This window comes from Polynucleobacter sp. MG-6-Vaara-E2, assembly GCF_018687695.1.
In the GTDB taxonomy this organism is placed as follows: domain Bacteria; phylum Pseudomonadota; class Gammaproteobacteria; order Burkholderiales; family Burkholderiaceae; genus Polynucleobacter.
In genome coordinates this window covers 1,718,161-1,743,551 of the sequence record NZ_CP061303.1, presented here as the reverse complement: position 1 = coordinate 1,743,551, position 25,391 = coordinate 1,718,161, and the positions used below count along the sequence as shown (strand labels likewise).

General features: G+C 46.0%; 23 protein-coding genes. 8 read left to right on the top strand and 15 right to left on the bottom strand.

Annotated elements, in window-relative coordinates; genetic code table 11:
* Positions 1-3: 3 nt before the first annotated feature.
* A complete protein-coding gene (locus ICV38_RS08995) occupies positions 4-627 on the bottom strand; it encodes a response regulator transcription factor (protein WP_215380074.1) in 624 nt (207 codons plus the stop codon).
* The gene (locus tag ICV38_RS08990; protein WP_215380071.1) at positions 627-1,469 is read right to left on the bottom strand and encodes a diguanylate phosphodiesterase; all 843 of its coding nucleotides are present in this window, start codon (positions 1,467-1,469) and stop codon (positions 627-629) included. Before ICV38_RS08990 ends, ICV38_RS08995 begins: the two co-directional genes overlap by 1 nt.
* 314 nt (positions 1,470-1,783) lie before the next feature.
* Between ICV38_RS08990 and ICV38_RS08985 the strand changes: the two genes are divergently transcribed.
* The 3 genes from ICV38_RS08985 to oxlT all read left to right on the top strand — a co-directional run bounded on the left by ICV38_RS08985 (position 1,784) and on the right by oxlT (position 5,216).
* Entirely contained in the window at positions 1,784-2,074 is a 291-nt protein-coding gene (locus tag ICV38_RS08985) for a co-chaperone GroES (RefSeq protein WP_068949371.1), read from the top strand.
* A 28-nt stretch (positions 2,075-2,102) separates the two neighbouring features.
* Positions 2,103-3,755 (top strand): chaperonin GroEL, encoded by a 1,653-nt coding sequence (gene groL, locus ICV38_RS08980; RefSeq protein WP_215380059.1) that lies wholly within the window; start codon positions 2,103-2,105, stop codon positions 3,753-3,755.
* 216 nt (positions 3,756-3,971) lie between these two features.
* Positions 3,972-5,216: an oxalate/formate MFS antiporter gene (gene oxlT / locus ICV38_RS08975; protein ID WP_215380056.1), complete on the top strand. Its 1,245-nt coding sequence runs from the start codon at positions 3,972-3,974 to the stop codon at positions 5,214-5,216.
* A 73-nt stretch (positions 5,217-5,289) separates the two neighbouring features.
* Here oxlT and ICV38_RS08970 read toward each other — a convergent pair whose 3' ends face one another.
* The 4 genes from ICV38_RS08970 to ICV38_RS08955 form a co-directional block, all read right to left on the bottom strand.
* A complete protein-coding gene (locus tag ICV38_RS08970) occupies positions 5,290-6,267 on the bottom strand; it encodes a tripartite tricarboxylate transporter substrate binding protein (RefSeq protein WP_215380053.1) in 978 nt (325 codons plus the stop codon).
* A gap of 108 nt (positions 6,268-6,375) precedes the next feature.
* Positions 6,376-7,743 carry an NAD(P)(+) transhydrogenase (Re/Si-specific) subunit beta gene (locus tag ICV38_RS08965; RefSeq protein ID WP_215380040.1) on the bottom strand — a complete coding sequence of 456 codons (1,368 nt, stop codon included), beginning with the start codon at positions 7,741-7,743 and terminating at the stop codon, positions 6,376-6,378.
* A 29-nt stretch (positions 7,744-7,772) separates the two neighbouring features.
* The gene (locus ICV38_RS08960) at positions 7,773-8,108 is read right to left on the bottom strand and encodes a proton-translocating transhydrogenase family protein (protein ID WP_215380037.1); all 336 of its coding nucleotides are present in this window, start codon (positions 8,106-8,108) and stop codon (positions 7,773-7,775) included.
* Between the two features lie 26 nt (positions 8,109-8,134).
* The gene (locus ICV38_RS08955; RefSeq protein ID WP_215380034.1) at positions 8,135-9,265 is read right to left on the bottom strand and encodes a Re/Si-specific NAD(P)(+) transhydrogenase subunit alpha; all 1,131 of its coding nucleotides are present in this window, start codon (positions 9,263-9,265) and stop codon (positions 8,135-8,137) included.
* Between the two features lie 173 nt (positions 9,266-9,438).
* Between ICV38_RS08955 and mnmA the strand changes: the two genes are divergently transcribed.
* The gene (mnmA, locus tag ICV38_RS08950; protein ID WP_215380020.1) at positions 9,439-10,548 is read left to right on the top strand and encodes a tRNA 2-thiouridine(34) synthase MnmA; all 1,110 of its coding nucleotides are present in this window, start codon (positions 9,439-9,441) and stop codon (positions 10,546-10,548) included.
* Between the two features lie 15 nt (positions 10,549-10,563).
* On the opposite strand, the gene ICV38_RS08945 is transcribed toward mnmA, so the two are convergent.
* Positions 10,564-11,178, bottom strand: coding sequence for a glutathione S-transferase (locus tag ICV38_RS08945; protein ID WP_215380006.1), 615 nt, complete (start codon positions 11,176-11,178; stop codon positions 10,564-10,566).
* A 95-nt stretch (positions 11,179-11,273) separates the two neighbouring features.
* On the opposite strand from ICV38_RS08945, the gene purB reads away from it, so the two are divergent.
* Positions 11,274-12,653, top strand: a complete 1,380-nt coding sequence (gene purB / locus ICV38_RS08940; protein ID WP_215380003.1) for an adenylosuccinate lyase — start codon at positions 11,274-11,276, stop codon at positions 12,651-12,653.
* The gene (locus ICV38_RS08935) at positions 12,650-14,011 is read left to right on the top strand and encodes a 3-deoxy-D-manno-octulosonic acid transferase (RefSeq protein ID WP_215380000.1); all 1,362 of its coding nucleotides are present in this window, start codon (positions 12,650-12,652) and stop codon (positions 14,009-14,011) included. The genes purB and ICV38_RS08935 overlap by 4 nt, the downstream gene beginning before the upstream one ends.
* 6 nt (positions 14,012-14,017) lie before the next feature.
* On the opposite strand, the gene secF is transcribed toward ICV38_RS08935, so the two are convergent.
* From secF to queA, 5 genes are all read right to left on the bottom strand, one after another.
* Positions 14,018-14,992 carry a protein translocase subunit SecF gene (gene secF / locus ICV38_RS08930; protein WP_215379997.1) on the bottom strand — a complete coding sequence of 325 codons (975 nt, stop codon included), beginning with the start codon at positions 14,990-14,992 and terminating at the stop codon, positions 14,018-14,020.
* A 3-nt stretch (positions 14,993-14,995) separates the two neighbouring features.
* The gene (gene secD / locus ICV38_RS08925) at positions 14,996-16,855 is read right to left on the bottom strand and encodes a protein translocase subunit SecD (RefSeq protein WP_215379981.1); all 1,860 of its coding nucleotides are present in this window, start codon (positions 16,853-16,855) and stop codon (positions 14,996-14,998) included.
* 25 nt (positions 16,856-16,880) lie between these two features.
* Complete coding sequence (gene yajC, locus ICV38_RS08920) at positions 16,881-17,207, bottom strand: preprotein translocase subunit YajC (RefSeq protein ID WP_215379968.1); 327 nt, start codon at positions 17,205-17,207, stop codon at positions 16,881-16,883.
* Positions 17,208-17,341: 134 nt separating this feature from the next.
* A complete protein-coding gene (tgt, locus tag ICV38_RS08915; protein ID WP_215379965.1) occupies positions 17,342-18,499 on the bottom strand; it encodes a tRNA guanosine(34) transglycosylase Tgt in 1,158 nt (385 codons plus the stop codon).
* A complete protein-coding gene (gene queA / locus ICV38_RS08910; RefSeq protein WP_215379950.1) occupies positions 18,496-19,542 on the bottom strand; it encodes a tRNA preQ1(34) S-adenosylmethionine ribosyltransferase-isomerase QueA in 1,047 nt (348 codons plus the stop codon). The genes tgt and queA overlap by 4 nt, the downstream gene beginning before the upstream one ends.
* A gap of 30 nt (positions 19,543-19,572) precedes the next feature.
* On the opposite strand from queA, the gene recG reads away from it, so the two are divergent.
* Both recG and ubiA read left to right on the top strand, forming a co-directional pair.
* Positions 19,573-21,642 carry an ATP-dependent DNA helicase RecG gene (gene recG / locus ICV38_RS08905; protein ID WP_215379947.1) on the top strand — a complete coding sequence of 690 codons (2,070 nt, stop codon included), beginning with the start codon at positions 19,573-19,575 and terminating at the stop codon, positions 21,640-21,642.
* A 7-nt stretch (positions 21,643-21,649) separates the two neighbouring features.
* Positions 21,650-22,513, top strand: coding sequence for a 4-hydroxybenzoate octaprenyltransferase (ubiA, locus tag ICV38_RS08900; protein ID WP_215379944.1), 864 nt, complete (start codon positions 21,650-21,652; stop codon positions 22,511-22,513).
* A gap of 12 nt (positions 22,514-22,525) precedes the next feature.
* Here ubiA and proC read toward each other — a convergent pair whose 3' ends face one another.
* The 3 genes from proC to glcF are packed head-to-tail and all read right to left on the bottom strand — an operon-like array spanning position 22,526 to position 25,388.
* Positions 22,526-23,392: a pyrroline-5-carboxylate reductase gene (gene proC, locus ICV38_RS08895; protein ID WP_215379930.1), complete on the bottom strand. Its 867-nt coding sequence runs from the start codon at positions 23,390-23,392 to the stop codon at positions 22,526-22,528.
* On the bottom strand, positions 23,389-24,114 hold the full coding sequence (locus ICV38_RS08890; protein ID WP_215379919.1) for a YggS family pyridoxal phosphate-dependent enzyme: 726 nt from the start codon (positions 24,112-24,114) through the stop codon (positions 23,389-23,391). Before ICV38_RS08890 ends, proC begins: the two co-directional genes overlap by 4 nt.
* Positions 24,114-25,388 (bottom strand): glycolate oxidase subunit GlcF, encoded by a 1,275-nt coding sequence (gene glcF, locus ICV38_RS08885; protein WP_215379917.1) that lies wholly within the window; start codon positions 25,386-25,388, stop codon positions 24,114-24,116. The genes ICV38_RS08890 and glcF overlap by 1 nt, the downstream gene beginning before the upstream one ends.
* Positions 25,389-25,391: the final 3 nt, after the last annotated feature.

The following is a 25,391-nucleotide window of genomic DNA, read 5'->3' as shown; positions in this document are numbered from 1 at the left end:
TGATTAGCTTTCGATAATATTATTCATTCGGCAAAACAGAATTAAGTCCGCAATATTGTTGATGCCGAGTTTGTCAAAGACACGGGTCTTATAGGTAGCAACTGTTTTATTACTAATATGCAGCATGTCAGAAATTTGTTGATTTGTATTTCCCTTGCCTAGATATTTCATCACCTGCAATTCACGGTCAGAGATTAAGGCGAGCTTATCGTTGTCTGTTAGTGAGCTATTACCATTTTTTCCATGGGTAAAGAAGTTATAGCCTTGAGATATGGCAACGCAAGCTGCCAGGATAACGTCAGCCCCAGCTGTTTTATTGACAAAGCCGTGACCGCCAAGGGATCTCACTCTACCGCCGTAGACCGCTTCATCCATGCTCGATAAAATGAGCATACGAATATCTGGATACATGAGACCGATGCGTCTAATGACATCAAAGCCATCCGTCTTGGGCATATCCAAATCTAGAATGACCATGTTCGGATTTACCTCTTTTATAGACCGAAGGCACTCTTCACCGTTCTGAGCTTGGCCCACTACCTCGAACATCAGTTGGTCTTGCAACATACTTTTAAGAGCCATCAGCATTGCTGGATGGTCATCTACCAACATCACGCGTTTTCTCATTACTTGTCTCCATTTGGGTTTAGGTGTTGATGAGGGTGCAGCGAAAAAATGGCTTTAGCGATTCGGCTATCGTTAATCTGAAGCATTTGATGTCGACTAATGGGTGCCATCATGAGACCCCCATAACAATGATCTATTTGCCAATTCGAGGCATTTTCCAGGTCCTTCACTAGTGCTACATTGCTTGCATATATTTGTGTTGGTGAATATGGCGAGCGCCTAATTTTTGCCAGAACATCATGCGAAATCTCCTGATCACGAAGTTGATTCATGTCTAAATGAATTCCTTCCATTTGCATTTCTTGAGCCCATTGAAGTTGCTCTGGTTCTCCGGTGAAATTGATCAGGTGCAACAAGACGCCTAGTCGTCGCATGCGTAGTAAACCTTCCTTGCAAGAATCTGCGAGATCTTTTTCTGGCAGGGACTGCATGCCTAATGCAACTAAACCAACAGGTAAGCGTGAATTCAAAATGAGGTCGCTAAAGGCATCGACATACTCAGCAGAAGCAAGAGCATGTGTCGGAATTGGCAAAATGCCGGGAATGAATCGACCACCTTGGTACCAGTAGGAGATCGTATCCAAGCCCTCCATGAATAAACGCAGTAATTGCATATCAGTGGCTGCCAGTAGTGGTCTAAATAAAGAGCCGGTCAGTTTTGTCCCTTTGCAGTTAAAAATAGGTTCATGACTAATCGCCTGTCGCTTGGACCAGGATTGGTGTTCTTCGAGGGCTTGACTACTCAGGCCAAGCCAGGGTGCGCCACAGGCGTCGCGTACTTCTTGGAAGGGTTTGTTCTTCCATGCCTTTACAAGCGTGTACAGCCGGGATTTCGGGCTCATCAGCATTCTCCAATCGGTGACTGTTCAGTCTAGGCAGGACGGATTGGAGCGGTAAGGGCTTAAGGCTTATTTATCTGTAGGAATTCTCCTACTTGCCTGTCCAAAGTATAGGGAGAGGCTAAATCCTTAAAGAATTTATGGGGATCAGCCCTTGAAATCTCGAGAAGCAGACCTATATAATCAGCACTCCCTACACGTGAGTGCTAAAAAGGCTGTTTTTTGATAAATCAGTCTAAATTTGCGTGTGAGAGACTATAAAGCTTTGATTTATTTAGATTTTTAATTAGTTAACACTTACTAACATAGGAGAAGAGATGAATTTGCGTCCTTTACATGATCGCGTAATCATCAAGCGTTTGGATCAAGAATCAAAAACTGCATCTGGAATCATTATTCCTGACGCTGCTGCAGAAAAGCCTGATCAAGGTGAAGTATTAGCAGTTGGTCCAGGTAAGCGCGATGAAACCGGCAAGTTAAACCCACTCGACGTCAAAGTTGGCGATCGCGTGTTGTTTGGCAAATATGCTGGCCAAACAGTCAAAGTAGACAACGAAGAGCTCATCGTGATGCGTGAAGACGACATCATGGCTGTTGTTCAGAAGTAATTTTGGTACTTAAGAGAGGAATTTAATCATGGCAGCAAAAGACGTTGTATTTGGAGATGGCGCCCGTACCAAGATGGTAGAAGGCGTAAATATTCTTGCAAACGCAGTTAAAACTACTTTGGGGCCAAAAGGTCGTAACGTAGTGATCGAGCGTTCATTCGGTGGCCCAACAATCACTAAAGACGGTGTATCCGTTGCGAAAGAAATCGAACTCAAAGATAAGCTTCAGAATATGGGCGCTCAAATGGTTAAGGAAGTTGCTTCCAAAACTGCTGATATCGCTGGTGACGGTACAACTACCGCAACTGTTTTGGCGCAATCCATCGTTCGCGAGGGTATGAAATATGTTGTTTCAGGCCATAATCCAATGGACTTGAAGCGCGGAATTGATAAGGCTGTTACAGCTGCAATCGAAGAGCTCGCAAAAATCAGCAAGCCTTGCACCACTACTAAAGAAATCGCTCAAGTAGGCTCTATTTCTGCAAACAGCGACCACAGTATTGGTCAGCGTATTGCAGAAGCAATGGAAAAAGTAGGTAAAGAGGGTGTTATTACTGTTGAAGATGGCAAGTCTTTAGAGGACGAGCTTGAAGTAGTTGAGGGTATGCAGTTTGATCGTGGCTACCTCTCTCCATATTTCATTAATCAGCCTGAAAAACAAGTTGCCGTATTAGAGAACCCATTTGTTCTCTTGTTCGACAAGAAGATTGCCAATATCCGTGATTTGCTCCCAGTCCTTGAGCAAGTAGCGAAGTCTGGTCGTCCATTGTTGATCATTGCTGAAGATGTTGAGGGCGAAGCCTTGGCAACTTTGGTTGTAAACAATATTCGCGGCATTATCAAAACCTGTGCAGTTAAAGCTCCTGGTTTTGGTGATCGTCGTAAAGCAATGTTGGAAGACATTGCAATTTTGACTGGTGGCACTGTTATCGCTGAAGAAATTGGCCTCACACTCGAGAAAACAACTCTCGAGCACTTAGGTCAAGCGAAGCGTATCGAAGTCGGCAAAGAAAACACCATCATCATTGATGGCGCTGGCGATGCTAAAGCGATTGAAGCGCGAGTGAAGAACATTCGTGTTCAGATCGACGAAGCTACAAGCGACTATGACAAAGAAAAATTGCAAGAGCGTGTTGCTAAATTGGCAGGCGGTGTTGCGGTGATTCGTGTTGGTGCAGCTACTGAAGTAGAAATGAAAGAGAAGAAAGCTCGTGTTGATGATGCATTGCATGCAACTCGTGCTGCCGTCGAAGAAGGTATTGTGCCTGGTGGTGGCGTAGCATTGATTCGTGCAATGCAAGGCATCAAGGGCTTGAAAGGTGATAATGCTGATCAAGACGCTGGTATCAGTATCGTATTGCGCGCTATGCAAGAGCCTCTTCGTACTATCGTTAGCAATGCTGGTGAAGATGCTGGTGTAGTCGTTAATGCTGTACAGGAAAGCAAGGGCAACAATGGCTACAACGCTGCTACTGGTGAGTACGGTGATCTTGTTGCACAAGGCGTGATCGACCCAACTAAAGTCACTAAAACCGCATTAGTAAATGCAGCATCTGTTGCTGGCTTGTTGTTGACTACTGATTGTGCAATCTCCGAGGCGCCAAAAGAAGAATCTGCTGGCGGCGGAATGCCTGATATGGGCGGCATGGGTGGTATGGGTGGAATGGGCGGCATGATGTAATAGCCACTCCTTTCATCGGCAACTTAGCCGTAGAAGTTAAAACGCCTAGTTCAAAAGACTAGGCGTTTTTTTATCCATTTTTTTATTGAATGCGCCTATGATTCAAAAAGAAGCATGTTGCACCAAGTTAGCGCAATTGACAGTAGAAACCCGTAGTAAATCTATAAAAATGAATTAACCAAATTGAAGTTGATTTTAATAATGAGGAGATAAGCAATGAGTGAAAGCACGAACCCTTTAAAGTCGAAGTGGGTCCAGCTAGCTTTAGGTGTGATCTGCATGATGTCCATCTCAAGCCCGCAATATGTTTGGGCTTTGTTTACTAAACCCATTATGGGTCAGTTGGGCGTTACATTGACTGAGCTTCAAGTAACGTTTTCTCTTTTGATTGTGTTGCAAACTTTCTTTTCCCCATTTCAGGGATGGTTGGTTGATAAGTTTGGCCCTCGCTTACTGCTCTCAGTAGGCACCGTACTTACTGGTCTGAGTTGGGTGCTCTCAGCCAATCTGACTACCGTCTCGAATCTCTACATTACCTATGGTGTATTGGGCGGTCTCGGTACCGGCATTGTTTACATTGGTGTTGTTGGTCTAATGGTTCGTTGGTTCCCAAATAACCGTGGCTTTGCAGTAGGGATGGTTGCTGCGGGATACGGTATCGGCGCTCTTTTGACGACCTTCCCAATATCTACAAGCCTGACTGAATCCGGTTTACAAAGCACTTTGACATTCTTTGGCTACATCATTGGTGCAGTGGGTTTGCTGGCTGCGCAGGGTATTCGTGTGCCACATGCTGATCGTGTGCAAACAGCAGGTCAGATTGAAGCTGCAGCTGCTGGCGTTGCGCCAAAAACGATGTTGAAGACCCCGGTCTTTTGGCTCATGTTTTTGATGATGTCCATGATGTCAACATCTGGTCTGATGGTTATTTCTCAAATGGGCGCATTTGCAAAAGATTTTGGCATTACTACCGCAACTGTATTTGGCATGGCAGCGCTTCCATTAGCGCTCACAATTGATCGCGTTACCAACGGACTTACTCGTCCGTTCTTTGGTTGGGTTTCTGACAAACTTGGCCGTGAATACACGATGACTATCGCATTTGGTCTCGAAGCAATTGCCATGTTTATTTGGATCTCGACACGCTCCGATCCGCTGATGTTTGTATTGATGTCTGGTGTGGTGTTCTTTGGTTGGGGTGAGATTTTCTCTTTATTCCCATCAACCTTGACAGACACATTTGGGCAAAAGCATGCGACTACCAATTATGGTTTCCTGTATATGGCTCAAGGTGTAGGCTCCATTATTGGTGGTCCAATTGCCGCGTATATCCATGGTGTAGCAGATAGCTGGATACCAGTGTTTGGCATCATGATTGCCTTAGACGCGACAGCAGCCCTGTTGGCATTTTTTGTGCTGCGCCCAATGCGTGCTAATTACATGAAATCCAGAGCTGCATGATTTAGACGGAGTGGTTTTAAGTAATAACAAAAGGCTGCCAAATAGCAGCCTTTTGTTTTGAGGACTTTGTCCATTAATCAGGCTGAATACCGCCATCTTTAATCACTTTTTTCATCCTCGCCAATCCTTGGGCGATCATATCTTTTAAATGATCTGGACCGAGTGGTACAAACTCAAAACCTTGCTGTATAAGTTGTTCGCGGAGTTTTGTATCTTTGAGAACTAATGCTAAAGATTCATTTAGTTTTTCAATAACCGCTGATGGAGTGCCTTTGGGTGCTAGTAGAGCTCCCCAGGTAGAAAATTCATAACCCTTCACGCTTTCATTAATGGTGGGGATGTTGGGCAAAAGGGGGGACCGCGTTTTACTTGCAACCCCTAATACTTTTAATTTCCCAGCTCGAATGTGTGGAAGCACAACAGACAATGCGCTGATCATGACAGGCACTTGTCCGGCCATCACGTCAGTTACTGCTGCAGCAGCGCCGCGATAGGGGATATGCACGATAGGGGCGCCTGTGTATTGGCGGAAAATTTCCATACCGATGTGTTGAGGCGAGCCATTGCCGCCTGATGCGTAATCAATCTTTCCGGGCTTTTCTTTTGCGATGCGTACCAAGTCTGCCGCGGTATTTCCTGGGAATGATGGGTTAGCCACCAAAACAAAAGTAATCGCTGCAACTTCAGAAATTGGAGAAAAACTTTGCACCGGATCGTAATCAATCTTTTTATACAGATTAGGCAGCATTGTCAGAATGCTGTCATTGAAGGCGCCTAAGACATAACCATCAGCAGGGCTCTGCGCGATCTTGGCTGCGCCAATCAGTCCTGCGCCTCCAGGAATATTTTCAATAGTGATTGCTTGCCCTAGACTTTCACTCATTCTTTGAGCAATTGGCCGCATCAGTATATCAACCCCACTACCAGCTTGGAGAGGCATGATCGTTTGTATAGTGCGATTGGGGTAACTGTTCTGTGCGCTGATTGATCCAGCCCAAAAGATTGTGCAGATAGAAATCAGAATATGGGGTAATAGTGGTTTGATTTGCATATTGTCTCGATGTTGAATGGTTCAGCATTCTGTCGATGCTTGTGTCATATCTTAGCGCAATAAAAAACCGCCCGTAGGCGGTTTAATGAGGCGATTAAATCTTTGATTTTATTCAATAGACTTAACCATGTCTTCTACAACCTTCTTGGCATCACCGAAGACCATCATAGTTTTATCCATGTAAAAGAGTTCATTGTCCAAACCAGCATAACCAGCAGCCATGGAGCGCTTGTTAACGATGATGGTTTTTGCTTTGAATGCTTCCAAGATTGGCATGCCAAAAATTGGGCTGCCGGGTGTGCGAGCAGCAGGGTTCACCACGTCGTTAGCGCCTAAGATCAACACCACATCAGCCTGACCAAAGTCGCTATTGATATCTTCCATCTCAAATACTTGATCGTATGGAACTTCAGCTTCAGCCAAAAGAACATTCATATGACCAGGCATCCGACCTGCTACTGGATGGATCGCATACTTCACTGTTACACCATGATGAGTTAACTTTTCAGTCAATTCTTTAAGGGCGTGTTGAGCGCGGGCAACTGCAAGGCCATAACCCGGAACAATGATCACTTTATCTGCATTTTCCATCAGGAAGGCAGCATCTTCTGGTGAGCCTGTTTTGTAGTTCTTAGGGCCACCATCATCGCCACCGCCAGCTGCCGCTTCAGCACCAAAGCCGCCGAGCAATACTGCAAGGATAGAGCGATTCATTGCCTTACACATAATGTAAGACAGAATCGCACCAGAAGAGCCTACGCATGCACCGGCGATGATCAATACTGGATTGTTTAATGTGAAGCCAATGCCTGCCGCCGCCCAACCAGAGTAGCTGTTGAGCATAGATACAACCACTGGCATATCTGCGCCACCAATTGGGATGATTAATGTCACGCCCAATACCAATGCAATTGCACACATTGCCAAGAACGCAGCATGACTATCAACCATGTAATACGCAATACCTGCACCAATCATCGAGACTGCTAAAACCAGGTTTAGTAAATGTTGTCCAGAAAAACTTACTGGTTTACCGCTCACTTTGCCTGAGAGTTTTCCGAAGGCAATTACAGACGCAGTAAAAGTGATTGCACCAATAAATGCTCCGATAAAGAGTTCAATCTTTTGGGCACCAGTATGGTCATGTGCAGTATTAAATACAGCTGCAATTGCAATTAATACGGCAGATAAGCCAACGAATGAGTGCATCAAAGCAACGAGCTCAGGCATTTTAGTCATCTGAACGCGCTTCGCAGCCAAGGTGCCGATGATTGCGCCACCTACAACTGCTGCAGCAATCAATGAAACTGCAGGTTTGAAGTCGGGAACAAAGAAGGTGGTGATTACGGCTAACAACATACCGATCATGCCAAAGGTATTGCCTTGGCGTGAGGTGGTAGGTGAAGACAAGCCACGCAACGCGAGGATGAACAGCACCGATGAAATGAGATAAGAAATAGCGGTTATGTTTGACATTGTTTTGGTCTCTGTAGATCTTGTTCTATTTATTTAGCAGCTGCGTCAGCCTTGGGAGCTTTTTTCTTAAACATCTCTAGCATGCGGCGGGTAACCATAAAGCCCCCAAAAATATTGATGGAGGCTAAGAAAACCGCAACCGCACCAATCACACTGGTGAGGGTGATTTCATCGCCACCAATCACTTCGGTCTGCAAGAGCGCGCCAACAATGATGATTCCAGAAATAGCATTAGTAACCGCCATCAAAGGGGTGTGTAGTGCTGGGGTTACGTTCCAAACAACGTGATAGCCCACAAAAATAGCCAAGACAAATACAGTGATGCTTTGGACTGTGAGGATACTTTGAAAAGCAGCGAGATCCATGATGTTTCCTTAGTATGAATGTTCTATTAGTTTTTGCGAACAGCTTGGCCGTCACGACACATTAAGCAAGCAGTAACGATGTCGTCATCACTCGGGATAACTAACTTCGCTTCTTTATCGACGATCAGTTTCATAAAGTCGAGTAAGTTGCGCGCATAAAGTGCGGAAGCATCGGCAGCGACCATGCTGGCTAGATTGGTGTAACCCACAATCTTTACGCCATTCACATCAACCACTTTATCTGCCTGAGTCAAAGGACAGTTGCCAGATCCGTTGTCGCCTTTGCCAGCTGCCAAATCAATCACAATAGAACCTGGCTTCATATTGGCAACAGTGTTGCTATGCAGCAGAACTGGTGGCTTGCGACCAGGAATCAATGCAGTAGTAATGACAATGTCTGCTTGTTGGGCACGTTCTGCAACCAAGGCTGCTTGACGTCTCATCCAAGCCTCTGGCATTGGACGGGCATAGCCACCAACACCCTGAGCAATTTCACGCTCTTCATCTGTTTCGTAAGGCACATCAACAAACTTTGCACCTAAAGATTCGATCTGCTCCTTAGCGGCAGGGCGCACATCAGATGCTTCAATCACAGCGCCAAGACGTTTTGCAGTAGCAATCGCTTGTAGACCAGCAACGCCAGCACCTAAGATGAGAACGCGTGCTGCTTTTACGGTTCCCGCTGCAGTCATCAACATTGGCATGAAACGTTGATACTCACTTGCGGCAACCATAACTGCTTTATATCCAGCAATATTTGCTTGAGATGACAATACGTCCATGCTTTGTGCTCTAGTAGTGCGTGGGGCAGCTTCTAAGGAGAAGCCAGTAATCCCTTGAGCAGCCATAGCAGCAATGTTGTCACTATCAAATGGATCGAGCATACCAATCAGCACACTGCCAGATTGAATTTGTTTCAGTTCTGCAGCCTCAGGAGCGCGTACCTTGAGAACAATTTCTGCGCTAAAGGCGTCAGCCGCACTACCAATAGAAGCGCCTACAGCCTCATAAGCAGAGTCTGGTTGGCTCGCCTGCACGCCAGCACCTTTTTGGATGACGACAGTGTGGCCTTGGCCAATCAGTTTTTTAACGGTTTCTGGTGTTGCAGCAACCCGAGTTTCCCCAGACCTAGTTTCCAGCGGCACTCCTATGCGCATGGCATGTCTCCAAAAGCAAAATTTAAATGTCTATTTTAGTGAAATGGGTCAAAAAATGCCCATCTACTTACCCCTAAAACCACCCGCATGGCTTTTGCCTAAATTTCTGTTAAATCGGGCTAAGACTTCTACAATGTGGTTTGTCAGCTTATATTGAATTCTCGCATTTTTTGATGATCCAGCTCAATTCTTCAGCAATCCCACCTTCAAAACCCAAGAAAGTCGTTATTGGCATGTCTGGGGGCGTAGATTCGTCGGTTGCAGCTTGGATGCTCAAGGAGCAGGGCTATGAGGTTGTAGGCCTTTTTATGAAAAATTGGGAGGATGACGATAGCGATGAATATTGTTCTGCCCGCCAAGATTGGCTAGATGTCGTCTCGGTTGCTGATTTGATTGGCATTGATGTTGAAGCAGTCAATTTTGCCGCCGAATATCGCGAGCGGGTTTTTGCTGAATTTTTGCGCGAGTATTCCGCAGGGCGAACCCCTAATCCTGATGTACTTTGCAATGCTGAAATTAAATTTAAGGCCTTCTTAGATCATGCAATGAGTCTTGGGGCCGATGCCATTGCTACTGGCCACTATGCGCGTGTCCGTCACGAGGGCGGCAAAGTGCAATTATTGAAAGCGCTCGATGCCAGTAAAGACCAAAGTTATTTCTTGCATCGCTTAACTCAGCAACAGTTAGCGAATGTTTTATTTCCTTTGGGAGAAATTCCTAAAACTGAAGTGCGCGAAATTGCTGAAAAAATTGGTTTGCATAACGCCAAGAAAAAAGACTCTACTGGAATTTGTTTTATTGGTGAGAGGCCATTTCGAGAATTTTTAAATCGCTACTTACCGCGTGCACCTGGCCCCATTAAAACACCTGAAGGAAAAATTGTCGGCGAGCATATGGGCTTAGCATTTTTCACCCTAGGTCAGCGCAAGGGAATCGGTTTAGGTGGCAGTCAGGACGGCAATGGCGATGCTTGGTATGTTGCTCGCAAGGATGTTACCAATAACACCTTATACGTAGTGCAAGGTCATGAGCACCCGTGGCTATTGGCCGGTAAGCTCGATGCTATCGATGCGAGTTGGGTTGCTGGCATTACGCCTACTGCTGGAAATTACTCTGCTAAGACACGTTATCGTCAAGCAGACTCTGCTTGCACATTAAGCAACAATGATTCTTTGAATTTCAGTTTAAGTTTTCCAGATGCGCAATGGGCTGTGACCCCTGGACAATCAGCCGTCTTGTATGACGGTGATATTTGTTTGGGTGGCGGAATTATTTCCGCCTAATCCCTAAAATATTAACTATGCAGCTGGCGGTTCGGTTTCAACAAACGAAGCACGTTGCAATAGCTTTTGATACAAGCGATCTAAGTTTGGATATTGCGCCTGCCATTTAATTTCTGGAAAGCGAAATAAAAGATAGCCAACTGCACATCCAAGGGCAACATCTGCCAAAGTCATTTGGTTGCCATGACACCAGGCATTTTCACCAAGCTTCTCAGACATTTGCTCAAGTGCTTTATTGATCTTGCCGTTTTGACGATCTACCCATGCTGTGCATTGCTCATTTGCAGGGCGCCATGTACGCTCAAGGCGAGCCAAGATGCCGGCATCCATAATGCCGTCAGCCAAGGCCTCCCAGGTCTTCACTGCAGCACGCTCACGATTGTCGGTAGGGATAAGCTTGCTGACTGGACTCAAGGCGTCAGCATATTCTGCAATCACTCTAGAGTCGTAGATTGCCTCGTCATCATCCGGAATGAGGCATGGAACCTTCCCTAAAGGGTTGGAACTAGCGATTTTGGTGTCTGCAGACCATACATTGTCTAATTCAAGGTCGACATCAAGCTTCTTTTCCAAGAAAACAATGCGTACTTTACGTACATAGGGGCTGGTAAGGGATCCGATCAGTTTCATAGGGCACAGTATAGCCACCCAAACTCAGGTTTGCCCAGGCTCAGAACGCATTAAAATCAGGTTTTATTGATTTCTTCAATGTAAAGGCAATATTCGTGAGTCAGCCGCTTTCTACCCTTAACGCCCTTTCCCCTTTAGACGGTCGCTATGCCGGAAAACTAGACGCTTTGCGTCCTTGGTTATCCGAGGCTGCTTTTATGCGTCAGCGGGTTTTTGTGGAGATTCACTGGTTATTGGCTTTGGCGTCTGCAGGCCTGCCAGATGTTCCTAAGATCAGCGCAGCTGACGAAGCTTTTTTGCTTTCCCTGCCAGAAAACTTTTCTGATGCCGACGCACAGCGCATTAAAGATATTGAAGCGGTAACCAATCATGATGTCAAAGCAGTTGAATACTTCTTGAAAGAGAAAGTTGCTGGCCGCCCTGATTTATTAAAAGCAAGTGAGTTTATTCATTTTGCTTGTACCTCCGAAGACATTAACAACACCTCACATGGTTTGATGTTGCGTGGTGCGCGTGATGAAGTGTTGTTACCACAGCTGCGCAAGGTACTCTCTGTATTGACTGATTTGGCTATTGAGAACGCAAAAGTGCCTTTGCTTTCTCGTACACATGGACAACCTGCTTCGCCAAGTACTTTAGGCAAAGAGATTGCCAATATTGCTAAACGCTTAGAGCGCGCAATTGAATCTATCGCTGCAGCGCCATTGCTTGGCAAAATGAATGGTGCTGTTGGCAACTACAACGCACATTTATCTGCCTACCCTGATTTTGATTGGGAAAACTTCTCCAAGGGTGTTGTTGAAAAGCGTCTGGGATTAACTTTTAATCCATACACCATTCAGATTGAGCCGCATGATGGTATGGCCCAGTTGTTTGATGCGATTGCGCGCGCCAATACGATTTTGCTAGATATGGATCGTGACTTCTGGGCTTATATTTCTGTTGGATACTTTAAGCAACGTACCAAGGCAGGCGAGATTGGTTCTTCAACTATGCCGCATAAAGTCAATCCTATAGATTTTGAAAACTCTGAAGGTAACTTAGGCGTAGCGAATGCCCTCTTACGGCACCTCGCAGAAAAATTACCAATCTCTCGTTGGCAGCGTGACCTTACAGACTCTACTGTTTTGCGTAATCTGGGCCCCGCGTTTGGCCATAGTGTTCTAGCCTATGACAGTGCATTGCGCGGTCTAGGTAAGTTAGAGGTGAATCACGCAGCTATTGCTGCGGATCTAGATGAATGCTGGGAAGTATTGGCTGAGCCGGTACAAACTGTGATGCGTCGTTATGGTATTGAGAATCCCTACGAGCAATTAAAAGAATTGACGCGTGGCAAAGGTATCAACCAAGCAGATTTACAAAACTTCATTCGTGGTTTGAAGATTCCAGATGATGCAAAAGCACGTTTGCTTGAAATGACACCATCCTCTTATCTCGGTAAGGCGGTCGAATTGACCGAACGTCTCAAAAAGTGAGTGTGACCTCCAATTCAGGATACGGGGCTCATCCTCGTCTCTGGTTTGCTGCGTACCAATTGCTATGGCACCTGCTGTTGCCATTAGCGTTTGTGCGCCTAGCTTGGCGCGCACGATATTCATTTGCTTATTTACATCACATTCCAGAGCGCCTTGGATTTGGGTATGAGAAACCGATTATTAAAGGCTCCATTTGGATACATGCAGTTTCTGTGGGTGAGACCCGCGCGGCTCAGCCTTTAATTGAAGCCTATCTTGCCCGTGGCGAATCAATTTTGCTCACGCATATGACCCTCAATGGTCGTCGTACAGGAAAACAACTTTTTAACAAAGCCATTAGTGCTGGCCAAATTCGTCAGGTGTATTTGCCTTACGACCTTTGCTGGTGCGTGGAGCATTTTCTGAAAACGTTTAAGCCAAAATTTGGCCTCTTCATGGAAACAGAGGCTTGGCCAACAGTCGTGTTTCGTTGTGCCGAAATCAATTTACCTTTATTTTTGGTCAATGCCCGCCTTTCTGAGAGAAGTGCGCGTCGCGTGAATCGTTTTGGTAAGGCAGGACGTGCATTATTTCAGGCCTTTGCAGGCATCTTGGCGCAGACTGAATTTGATGCGGATCGTTATCGCAGCTTGGGTGTAAAAAATGTAGCCATAACCGGCAATATGAAGTTTGATGTGCCTCTTGATCCACAACTGGTTGCCCAAGGCAAAGCATGGCATCAAGATTTCCATGCAAGTAATCGACTCATGGTGTGTGCTGCTAGTACACGCGATGGTGAAGAAGAAATCATTCTCAAGGCTTGGAAAGATTTAGTGCTTAGCAATGCCTTTGAGATTCAACCTTTGCTTTGCTTGGTACCGCGTCACCCTGAGCGCTTTGGTGAAGTCGCCAATCAAATACAGGCCTCAGGTTTAAGTTTCCGCCGACGCTCTGAGTGGCCCGGTTTGCCGAAAGATAGTGCTAGCTTAGATGTCATCTTAGGCGACTCCATGGGTGAGATGCCCATGTATTACAGTGCATCTGATGTAGTTGTCATGGGTGGAAGCTTATTGCCTTTTGGCGGCCAGAACTTGATTGAAGCTTGTGCCGCAGGATGTCCAGTATTACTTGGTGAACATACCTACAATTTCCAGCAGGCTGCAGTAGATGCCATTTCAATTGGCGCTGCTAAGCGAATTAAAGGCGATCTCTCACTTGACGAAACAATTGCGCTCACAGAGTCTTTGAAAGCCTTGCTCTTAAATACTGCTGAGTTATCTAGGATGAGTCAGGCTGCCAAGAGCTACTCAACTGAACATCAAGGCGCAACCAAAAAAATCTTGGCTGCCCTTGATCAACAAAACTTTTCTCTGAGCTAAGTCTGCTTAAACTCGTGCCCCGTAGTTCGGGTCATCATTGCGAGCATTGTCATCGGGTTTTTTATCACCCTTAATTAAATCTTCTCGTGTTACTCCAAGCCACATGGCGAGTGCGGCTGCAACGAAAACGGACGAGTAAATACCGAACAAAATACCGATGGTCAGAGCCAGGGCGAAGTAGAACAGTGTTGGGCCACCAAAGATCAGCATTGCAAGCACCATCATTTCAGTACTACCGTGGGTAATCACAGTGCGACTGATAGTGCTAGTAATCGCATTATCAATGATCTCTCGGGTGTTCATCTTGCGATATTTGCGGAAGTTTTCACGAATACGGTCAAAGATCACCACTGATTCATTTACGGAGTAACCCAAGACTGCTAGGACTGCCGCCAGAACAGAGAGTGAAAACTCCCAGTGAAAGAAAGCAAAGAAGCCCAGAATGATTACCACGTCATGCAAGTTAGCGATGATGCCGGCAAGTGCAAACTTCCACTCAAAGCGGAAGGAGAGATAAAGCACAATACCGATGATGACAAATACCAGTGCCTTTAGTCCGTCAATCGCTAGCTCTTGACCAACTTGTGGACCAACGAATTCAACGCGCTGTAGTTTGACCCCAGAAGTTGCGGGATCAAGTGCCTGCATGACTGCATTGCTTTGATCCGCTGAAGAGATGAGTTTGCCTTCTACATCTTTTTGTAACGGCAAACGAATCATCACATCACGTGAGCTACCAAAGTTTTGAATTTGAGTATCCGCATAACCCAGCTTTTCAACTTTAGAGCGAATGGATTCTAGAGGGGCGGTTTGGGGATAAGTAACCTCCATTACCGTACCACCAGTAAATTCAATAGATAGGTGTAGGCCGTTATGCCAAAGAAAGAAGACTGCCGCCAAGAAAGTAATTAAAGAAATCGCATTGAGCGCCAATGCGTGGCGCATAAACGGAATATCTTTTTTGATTCTAAAAAATTCCATGACTTATTTCTCCTGTGGACGCCAAACTTGGCCGATCGCGAGTTTTTGAATCTTCTTATGTCTGCCATACCAAAGGTTGACGAGACCGCGAGAGAAGAATACAGCCGAGAACATTGAAGTCAAAATACCCAAACAGTGAACTACCGCAAAACCCTTAATAGGGCCAGAGCCAAATGCCAAAAGGGCAAGACCAGCAATCAAGGTGGTTACGTTTGAGTCTAGGATGGTTGCCCAAGCCTTATCAAAGCCAACCGCAATCGCAGTTTGCGGAGAGGAACCATTGCGAAGTTCCTCGCGAATACGCTCGTTAATCAGAACGTTTGAGTCAATTGCCATACCCAGTGCAAGTGCCATCGCAGCAATGCCTGGTAATGTGAGTGTTGCCTGCAGCATCGATAACACCGATATCAGCAATAGCAAGTTGACTGCCAATGCGACTACAGAGAAGGTGCCAAATAGAAGATAGTAGGCAACCATAAAAATAGAGATTGCTGCAAATCCAATTAATAAAGATTTAAAGCCTTTCTCAATATTCTCCGCGCCTAAGCTTGGCCCAATCGTGCGCTCTTCAATGATTTCCATTGGAGCTGCCAAAGATCCAGCGCGCAGGAGAAGGGCTAAGTCGTTTGCGCTCTCAGTGGTAGGCTGCCCAGTAATTTGGAACTTGGAGCCAAACTCGCCTTGAATGGTGGCAATTGTGAGAACCTCGCCCTTACCCTTTTCAAACAAAATCATACCCATGGGCTTGCCAATGTTTTCGCGGGTTACTTCTTGCATCACACGTCCACCAGCAGCGTCTAAGGAGATGTTGACTGCAGGACGTTGGTTTTGATCAAAGCCTGCGCTGGCATCAGTAATGCGATCGCCACTAAAAATCACAGACTTTTTGAATACGCCTAAACGATTCTCTCCAAAGCGGAATGTGTCCATGCCTGGTGGAGGTGTTTCACCAATACCAATCGTAGATACCAGTGGATCAGCAAGGCGTGATTCTAGAGTGGCGGTGCGACCAATAATGTCTTTAGCACGAGCTGTATCTTGAACGCCTGGCAATTGCACAACGATGCGCTCGGCACCTTGTTGTTGAATGACGGGTTCTTTTACTGCCAATTCATTCACGCGCTTATTTAGGGTAATGATGTTTTGTTTTACTGCATTGTCCTGAATGTCTTTCAGGGCTTTTGGTTTGAACTCACCAAATAGTTTTGCTGAGCCACCGCTAGTTTTGACTAGCCAAATAAGGTCAGGTTGTGATGTATTTAGAAGTGTGCGAGCCGCTTCAGCTTCATCGCTGCTGCCAAAATTAATAGAGATGGATTCTGGGTTGCGATCAATGCCTTGATGGCGAATATTCTTATCACGCAGTTGACTGCGTATATCAGTTGCCAAGGAGGTGACTTTCTTCTGAACAGCACCCTTCATATCAACTTGCAAGAGGAAGTAGACGCCACCACGTAAGTCTAGACCTAGTGGCATTGGTAAAGCGTTAATCGCATTTAACCAGCCCGGTGTATTGGACAAAAGATTTAGTGCAACTGTGAAATTAGGATCGTTCTGATCAACATTTAATTTTTGCTGCAGGAGATCGCGTGCACGCAATTGAATGTCGGTATTGTTAAGGCGAATTTTGATGGAGCCTACATTGCCAGCACTCTCAAAAAAGATGCCGGTGCTATTGAGGTCGGCGTCAGACAAAATCTTTTCGACACGAGATTGAGTCGCCAAATCAACCTTGATGGTTGGTTTGGCGGACGAGACTTGAACTGCTGGAGCCTCACCGTAGAAATTAGGTAATGAGTAAAGTCCGCCAATAAGTAATGCAACGGCTATGACAATATATTTCCAGAGAGGGTAGCGATTCATATCGAGATACTTTTAAACAATCGTATTAAGCAGACTTCAGAGTGCCTTTTGGCAAAACAGTGGTGATTGCACCTTTTTGTAATTGCACTTGTGTACCGGCAGCAATTTCAACAGTGACTACATCATCTTTTAAGGCGCTTACTTTTCCGAAGATGCCGCCAATAGTGACTACTTCATCGCCAACAGCCAAGGCTGAGAGCATCGCTTTAGTTTCTTTTTGACGCTTCATTTGTGGGCGAATCATGATGAAGTACAAAACTGCAAACATCAAAATTAAGGGGAGGAAGCTCATCAAGCCACCTGCATCTGCGCCCGCGGCTGGAGCCTGAGCAAAAGCATTACTAATCCACATACAAAACCTCCGTTAATAACCAAATGGAAACTGCATCATTTTTAGGCTTTAAATAGAAAGCCGTAAACCCGCAATTCTAAACGCTATGGGGCTTTAGAGGTGGTTTGAGGGGGTTATTCCCCCCTCTGGGGCTATTAATCCTGCCCAGGTTCCACGCCACGCTGGCGATTAGTGTGGAATTCCTCGCGATAGGCGCTAAAACGATCCTTACTTAAGGCCTCTCGTACTTCAGTCATTAACTGAAGGTAATACGAGAGGTTGTGAATTGTGTTGAGTTGGGACCCCAGAATCTCATTGGCTTTTTGGAGGTGATTTAAGTAGGACCTAGTGAAGTTTTGGCAGGTATAGCAAGCGCATGTAGGGTCTAGCGGACGATCATCATCTTTATACCCAGAATTGCGTAATTTCAGGTCCCCAAACCGGGTAAATAACCAGCCGTTCCGCGCATTACGAGTAGGCATTACGCAATCAAACATATCGATGCCTAAACTGACGCCCAAAATTAGGTCTTCTGGAGTGCCTACACCCATAAGGTAGTGAGGCATATGTTCAGGTAACTTTGGTGCGGTGAAATTGAGAATTCTTTCAAACTCAGGCTTTGGCTCACCAACCGATAAGCCGCCAATGGCAATACCATCAAAACCTTGGTGACTGACGGCATCCAAAGAAAACTCGCGCAGATTTTCAAACATGCCACCTTGCACGATGCCAAAAAGACCGTTACCAGTGTCAAGTTCGCGAAAACGTTTGAGTGAGCGATCGCCCCAGCGTAATGACATTTCAAGTGATGCCCGTGCTATTTTCTCTGAGGTAGGTTGCCCCTTAATTTCATAAGGAGTGCACTCATCAAATTGCATGGCAATGTCACTATTTAAAACCGCCTGAATTTCCATCGACACTTCGGGTGACATAAAAAGTTTGTCACCGTTGATTGGTGATGCAAAGGTGACGCCTTCTTCAGAGATCTTACGCAACGCACCTAAGCTAAATACCTGAAAGCCGCCAGAGTCTGTCAGGAGCGGTTTATCCCAACCCATAAAGCGATGTAACCCACCATGCTTTTTAATGACATCTAGACCTGGCCTCAGCCAAAGATGAAAAGTATTTCCTAAAATGATTTGAGCTTTAGCTTCGTTGAGATCACGTGGCGTCATCGCTTTTACGGTGCCATACGTGCCCACAGGCATAAAGATGGGGGTTTGCACGCTGCCGTGCGGAAGATCAAGCTGACCAAGACGTGCAGGACTTTGGGAGTCGCGCGCCAAAATATTGAAGTGAACGGGTTTGGTCATATTTCTGTTTTCTCAAGTCGGCAAAGAAACATGGCATCTCCATAACTGAAGAAGCGATATTTCTGGTGAATTGCATGTTGGTATGCGGCACGAATATTTTCCATCCCCGCAAAGGCGCTTACCAACATCAATAGAGTAGATTTTGGCAGATGAAAGTTGGTTAGTAAGCAATCTACCGTTTTAAATTGAAAACCCGGTGTAATAAAGAGGTTCGTTTCACCACTGCTTTGTCCAGTTGCTGCTTGGCTTTCTAGGGCGCGTAGGCTAGTAGTGCCAACAGCAATGACTCTCCCGCCATTCTTCTGAGTTTTTGTAATTGCTTGCAAAGTAGCGTCCGGAATAGAAAACCACTCATAGTGCATCTTGTGCTTGGACAGATCTTCCTCGCGAACGGGGGTAAATGTGCCTGCACCAACATGTAAAGTCACTGTAGCCTGCTCAACTCCCAAGTTATTTAATTGCTGCAGAATGGACTCGTCAAAATGTAGACCTGCGGTTGGTGCAGCAACGGCGCCTGGATTTTTCGCAACAACAGTTTGATAGCGTTGCGCATCTTCACCATCAGGTTGATGCTCGATGTATGGAGGAAGAGGTAGTTCACCAAAACGCTCAAGCAAAGCAAAAACATTTTCTGGAAAGCGGACTTCATAAAAGCGACCGTCATACCCAATCATCTCGACAGGAAAGGTTTCGCCGGCTTGATTGTGAATATGAACAATAGAACCCGTCTTGGGAACTTTAGATGCCCTGATTTGGACCCAAGCCTGCTTATCGCCGCTAATGCGCTCAATGAGGAGTTCGACATTGCCCCCAGTCTCTTTTTTGCCATGAAGTCTCGCGGGTATGACCTTAGTGTCATTAAAGACTACCAAGTCCCCAGGATGCATCAGGTTAAGAATGTCCTTAAACTGACTATCTACAAGCTGAACGCAATCATCCCGCTCAGCCTTGACCTCCAGGAGGCGGCTATCGGTTCTATTCGCCAAGGGGTGTTGGGCGATTAGTTCGGCTGGGAGTTCGTAATTAAAGTCGGAGAGTTGCATAGCATTACCATCAGGTATTAGATTTTAACGATGACTACTAAGCAAGCGCCAAACACACTGCAAAAAATGGGTTTAGACAGCCCAATGGCCCTTGCTTTGCACCTGCCATCCCGCTATGAGGATGAAACCGAGTTATGTACGATTGAAGAGGGCTTGATACAGGGGCGCTTTAGCTCGCTGCAAACTCAAGGCGTGGTGATCAAAAACCAGGTCCTGTTTCGACCCAGAAGGCAAATGATTGTCACGATAGAGGACGACACAGCAACATTACAGCTGCGCTTTCTCAATTTCTACCCAAGTCAACAAAAGCAAATGGCAGTGGGTGCGCATGTTCGAGTTCGGGGAGAGGTGCGCGAAGGTTTTCAGGGGCCCGAGATGGTTCATCCTACCGTCAAGGCGGTTGCCCCAGATGCACCGTTACCTTCAAGTTTGACGCCGGTTTATCCCGCTAGTGCAGGCGTATCGCAAGCAGTCATACGCAAGGCAGTCACCCAGGCTTTACGTGATCCCAGCTTGCAAGAAAGTTTGTCTGAGTTTTTACCCAAGCAATTAATGATGGAGTTACTGCCAAGCAATGACTGGCCGAATTTGCAGTCAGCAATAACTTATCTGCATCAACCTCCAGCAGATGCCGATACACAGGCCTTGTTAGAGCGCACCCATCCAGCATGGCGTCGTGTTCAATTCGAAGAGTTGCTTGCTCAACAAATATCCTTAAAGCGTGCGCACGCTATTCGTAGAGAGCGGCATGCTCCGAGTTTTGTCGATTCAAATGAGAATGTTGGTTCTTTAGAAACTCGTCTTCTGAGAGTTTTACCGTTTCAATTAACAAAAGCCCAAGCACGCGTTTGGGATGAGATTAGCTCCGACCTATCGAAGCCATTTCCGATGAATCGTCTGCTCCAAGGAGACGTTGGCAGCGGTAAGACTGTCGTAGCTGCCTTGGCGGCAGCGCGTGTTATGAATCATGGTTATCAAGCAGCAGTGATGGCGCCGACCGAAATATTAGCTGAGCAGCATTATTTAAAGATGAAGGAGTGGTTTGAGCCTTTAGGAATTCAGGCCGCTTGGCTGTCTGGAAGCTTGAAAGCTAAAGAGAAAAGATCTGCTCAAGAAATGATTGAGAGTGGTTACGCTCAACTCATCATTGGTACTCATGCTCTCATTCAGGAAAATGTAAGCTTTGCAAAATTAGGTTTAGCGGTAATTGATGAGCAACACCGTTTTGGTGTCCGTCAGCGTCTAGAAATTCAGCAACGCGTTGGCTCGGAATTATTTTATTGCCATCAGTTAATGATGTCGGCCACACCAATTCCCCGTACTCTGGCAATGACCTATTACGCCGATCTTGACGTGTCTGTAATTGATGAGTTGCCACCGGGGCGCAAGCCTATCGCCACTAAGGTAGTCAAAGCTAGCCGACGCGATGAAGTGATTAGCGGTTTGCAAAGTTGGTTGTCCAAAGGATTACAGGCTTATTGGGTATGTCCTCTGATTGAGGAGTCAGAGGCATTGCAACTCCAAACCGCCGTAGAAAGTTTTGAGCAATTAACTCAAGCACTACCAGAATTCAAAGTGGGTCTAGTACATGGACGCTTAAAAGCAGAAGAAAAAGCGGCAGTTATGGCGGCATTCAAAGCCAATGAAATTCAATTGCTGGTAGCTACTACCGTGATTGAGGTTGGAGTTGATGTACCTAATGCTGCTCTGATGGTGATTGAGCACGCAGAGCGTTTTGGTTATGCGCAGATTCACCAATTGCGAGGGCGCGTGGGTCGCGGCTCTGCAGATTCAGTATGTATTTTGATGTATGCAGAACCTTTGTCTATGGCAGCTAAAGAGCGTTTACAAACCTTGCGTGAGACATCTGATGGTTTTGTGATTGCTGAGCGCGATCTATCTTTACGTGGGCCAGGAGAGCTTCTGGGTGCAAAACAATCAGGTGATGCCATGCTACGTTTCGTTGATTTGCAGCGAGATGCCTGGTTGATTGAGTTAGCTCAGCAGGCTGCGGAGCGATTATTAGCTAAGCATACTAATATCGTTGAGCGTCACTTAGAGCGTTGGCTGGGCTCTAGAGCCGAGTTTCTGAAGGCATAATTTAGGCATGTCTTTTGTTGATCGCCTTAAAGCCTATGCTTATCTTATACGTTTAGATAAGCCGATTGGTACTTTGCTGCTTTTATGGCCGACTTTATGGGCCTTGTGGCTAGCAAGCTCAGGCATCCCTGACTTCAGTATTTTGTTCATCTTTGTAGCTGGCACCATCTTGATGCGAAGTGCGGGGTGTGCAATTAATGATTATGCGGACCGTGACTTTGACCGTCATGTACAAAGAACCCAAGGTCGCCCAGTGACTAGCGGAAAAATTTCTGGAAAAGAAGCAGTCGCTATTGCTACAAGTCTAGCGCTCATTGCTTTTCTGTTAATTCAGCCCCTCAATACCTTTACTAAGCAACTTTCAGTTCTCGCTTTATTGGTCGCTTTTATTTACCCATTTACCAAACGTTTCTTTGCCATGCCACAAGCGGTGCTAGGAATTGCTTTTGGCTTTGGCATTCCAATGGCTTATGCCGCCATTCTGGATTTCATTCCACTCGAAGCTTGGATCCTATTTATAGGCAATGTTTTTTGGGCCATTGCTTATGACACAGCGTATGCCATGGTCGATCGAGAGGATGATTTACGTTTAGGTTTACGAACCTCGGCAATTACTTTCGGAAAACATGATGTACTAGCTATCGGCATCAGTTACACCATTTTGCTTGTGAGCCAACTTTGGGTTGCGCAACTCGCGGACCTCAGTAACTACTTTTTGGTGGGCTGGATTATGGCTTTAGGGTGCGCAATTTATCACCTCAAACTTATTTCCACTAGGGGGCGAGACGAGTGCTTTTTAGCATTCCGTCACAATAATTGGTTGGGTGGATTTTTATTCTTAGGAATCGTGTTGGGTCTAAGTATTAACTAATTGAGAACCAACTCAGTTTTTACCCAGCTCGTCGCCCATTGTTTTGCCACGCTGACTGGCAGCATCAATTGCTTTTTCCAAGATCTCATGCCAACCATGTCGGCTCATGACATCCAAGGCCGCAGCAGTCGTGCCACCCTTGGAGGTAACACGTTCACGCAAGATGCCGGCATGCTCATCTGAGTTGTGCGCTAACTGAGTAGCACCTTCAAGAGTGGCGTAGGCTAATTTGCGTGCAGTCTGTGCATCAAGGCCTAGTTTTTCTCCTGCAGATTGCATTGCCTCTAGGAATGCAAAAACATAAGCTGGGCCGCTACCAGAAACGGCTGTAACGGCATCCATTAATTTTTCATCAGACACCCAAACAGCTTGACCAACGGCGTTGCAAATAGTCTCTGCTAAAGCGCGATCTGATGGATTTACCGCAGCATCAGCAAATAGACCAGTAATACCCTTTCCAATGAGAGCGGGTGTATTGGGCATAGCACGGACACAGCGAGCATGATCTAACCAACGACTCATATCTTGAAGTCGAATGCCTGCGGCAATAGATAAGATCAGCGGACCTGGTGCTGTTGCATGTTTCAGTTTTGATGCTAGACCCTTAGCAACCACATTAAAGTCTTGAGGTTTGATGGCCATCACCACCACATTGTTTTTTGAGAAGTCAAAAGCAATCTGCTCTAGAGCGCCAATACCTTGTACACCAAAGTCTTCATGTAGCTTTAGAGCTGTCACGGCATTTGCTTCAACCACTGAAATTTGATTGGGTTCAAATCCATTGGCCAGAAGACCGCTAATTAAAGCGCGACCCATATTGCCACCACCAATAAAAGTGATGTGTGCATTACTGTTTTGCATGTTCTTTTGTTGACTCATTTAGTAATCTTATCGCGCTTCCCAAAAATAGCCGTTCCAACCCGCACCATGGTGCTGCCCTCTGCGATAGCGGCCTCTAAATCATCGGACATACCCATTGAGAGCGTGTCAAAGAATTGATAGCCTGGGTCCAAGGCTCGGCTAGTTTGAATCTTCCGAAAGCAATCTTGTACTGCAGCAAATGCCTCTCTCTGGATCTTAGCGTCTGGATTGGGAGCGGGAATAGCCATGAGGCCACGTAAGGTGACGTTTGGGAGCTGGCTGATGGCATCGCAAAGAGCCTCCGCTTCCGTGAGTGCCACACCACTCTTACTGTCTTCCTCGCTAACGTTTACTTGAACGCAAAGTTGTAATTCAGGTAAGTTCGGAAATTCGCCTCTCTGGGTCGATAGTCGCTCTGCAATTTTGAGCCTATCCACACTATGAACCCAATCAAAATGCTCGGCAACGTCTCTTGTTTTATTGCTTTGCAGGGGTCCAATAAAGTGCCAGATGAGCCAAGGCCTGAGTTTTGCTAATTGAATAATTTTTTCAACACCCTCTTGCACGTAGTTTTCGCCAAATGCAGATTGACCGGCATGCATTGCTTCTTCAACAGCGGACGCAGGAAAGGTTTTGCTAACAGCGAGCAACTCAATTTCTTCAGGCTCCCGCTTTGCGGCTAGAGCAGCCAACTCTATACGATTTCTAACCTGAATAAGATTAACGACAATCGAGTTCATTAAGCCTTGGCTTGCTGATGAATGAGTTGATCAACGATTTCAATCCAATGAAGTACTGGCGTATCTTCCTGTTGGAGATGGGTAATACAGCCAATATTCCCAGAGACAATGACCTCGGCGCCAGACTCTTCGCAAGCCGCATTTAAATGGGTTAACTTATTTTTACGTAATTGTTCTGAGAGCTCTGGTTGTGTCACAGAGTAAGTGCCGGCAGAGCCGCAGCAAAGATGGCTGTCATTGCAAAGACGTACGCCAATACCTAAGCTAGAAAGCAGCCCTTCGACTTTTCCCCGAATCTGTTGACCATGCTGCAAAGTGCAGGGTGGGTGATATACCACGCCTGGCTTTTGATCAGAGCCAATGATTTGTACTAGTTCATTTTGAAGTGAGGGCAAAATCTCTGCAATGTCTTTGGTTAATTCTGAAATCTTTTTCGCTTTCGCGGCATACGCAGGATTATTTGCAAAGAGATGTCCATAGTCTTTGACCATGACACCACATCCAGACGCGGTCATCACAATCGCTTCAATACCTTGCTCAACCAACGGCCACCATGCATCAATATTTAGCTTGGCATTCTCAAGACCGCCTGCCTGGTCATTTAGGTGATAACGCAATGCACCACAGCAAGTAGCATTAGATGCGCTGACGAGTTGAATCTTCAGTGCATCTAATACTCTTGCTGTTGCTGAGTTGATGTTAGGCAACATACCAGGCTGAACACAACCCTCTAGGATGAGCATCTTGCGTGCGTGTACTGCTTTAGGTCGAGCATAAGGATTAGTTGTTGGGGCTAAAGCTTTATTTTTTGCTAAAGGAATCTTGCGCTGAATTCCACTGGGCATGAGTGGGCGCACTAAGCGTCCCAAAGTCATTGCAGAATTAAATAATGCGGGTTTGGTCAAGCCTTCCTTGAGGGCCCAGCGAGTAAGGCGCTGACCTAGTGGGCGCTCGGGCGTATTTTCTTCTGCCCATTTGCGACCAATATCAACCAAGTTGCCATATTGCACGCCGCTAGGGCAGGTACTTTCGCAATTACGACACGTGAGGCAGCGATCTAAATGCAAACGGGTTTTTTCAGTTGGCGCTTGACCTTCCGCAATTTGCTTGATGAGATAAATACGACCACGTGGCCCATCCAGCTCATCACCTAGTAGTTGATAGGTAGGGCATGTAGCAGTACAAAAACCGCAGTGAACACATTTACCCAAGATGCGGGCTGCCTCTATACCTTCAGGAGTATTGGCAAATTGAGGGGCGAGTTGAGTTTGCATAGA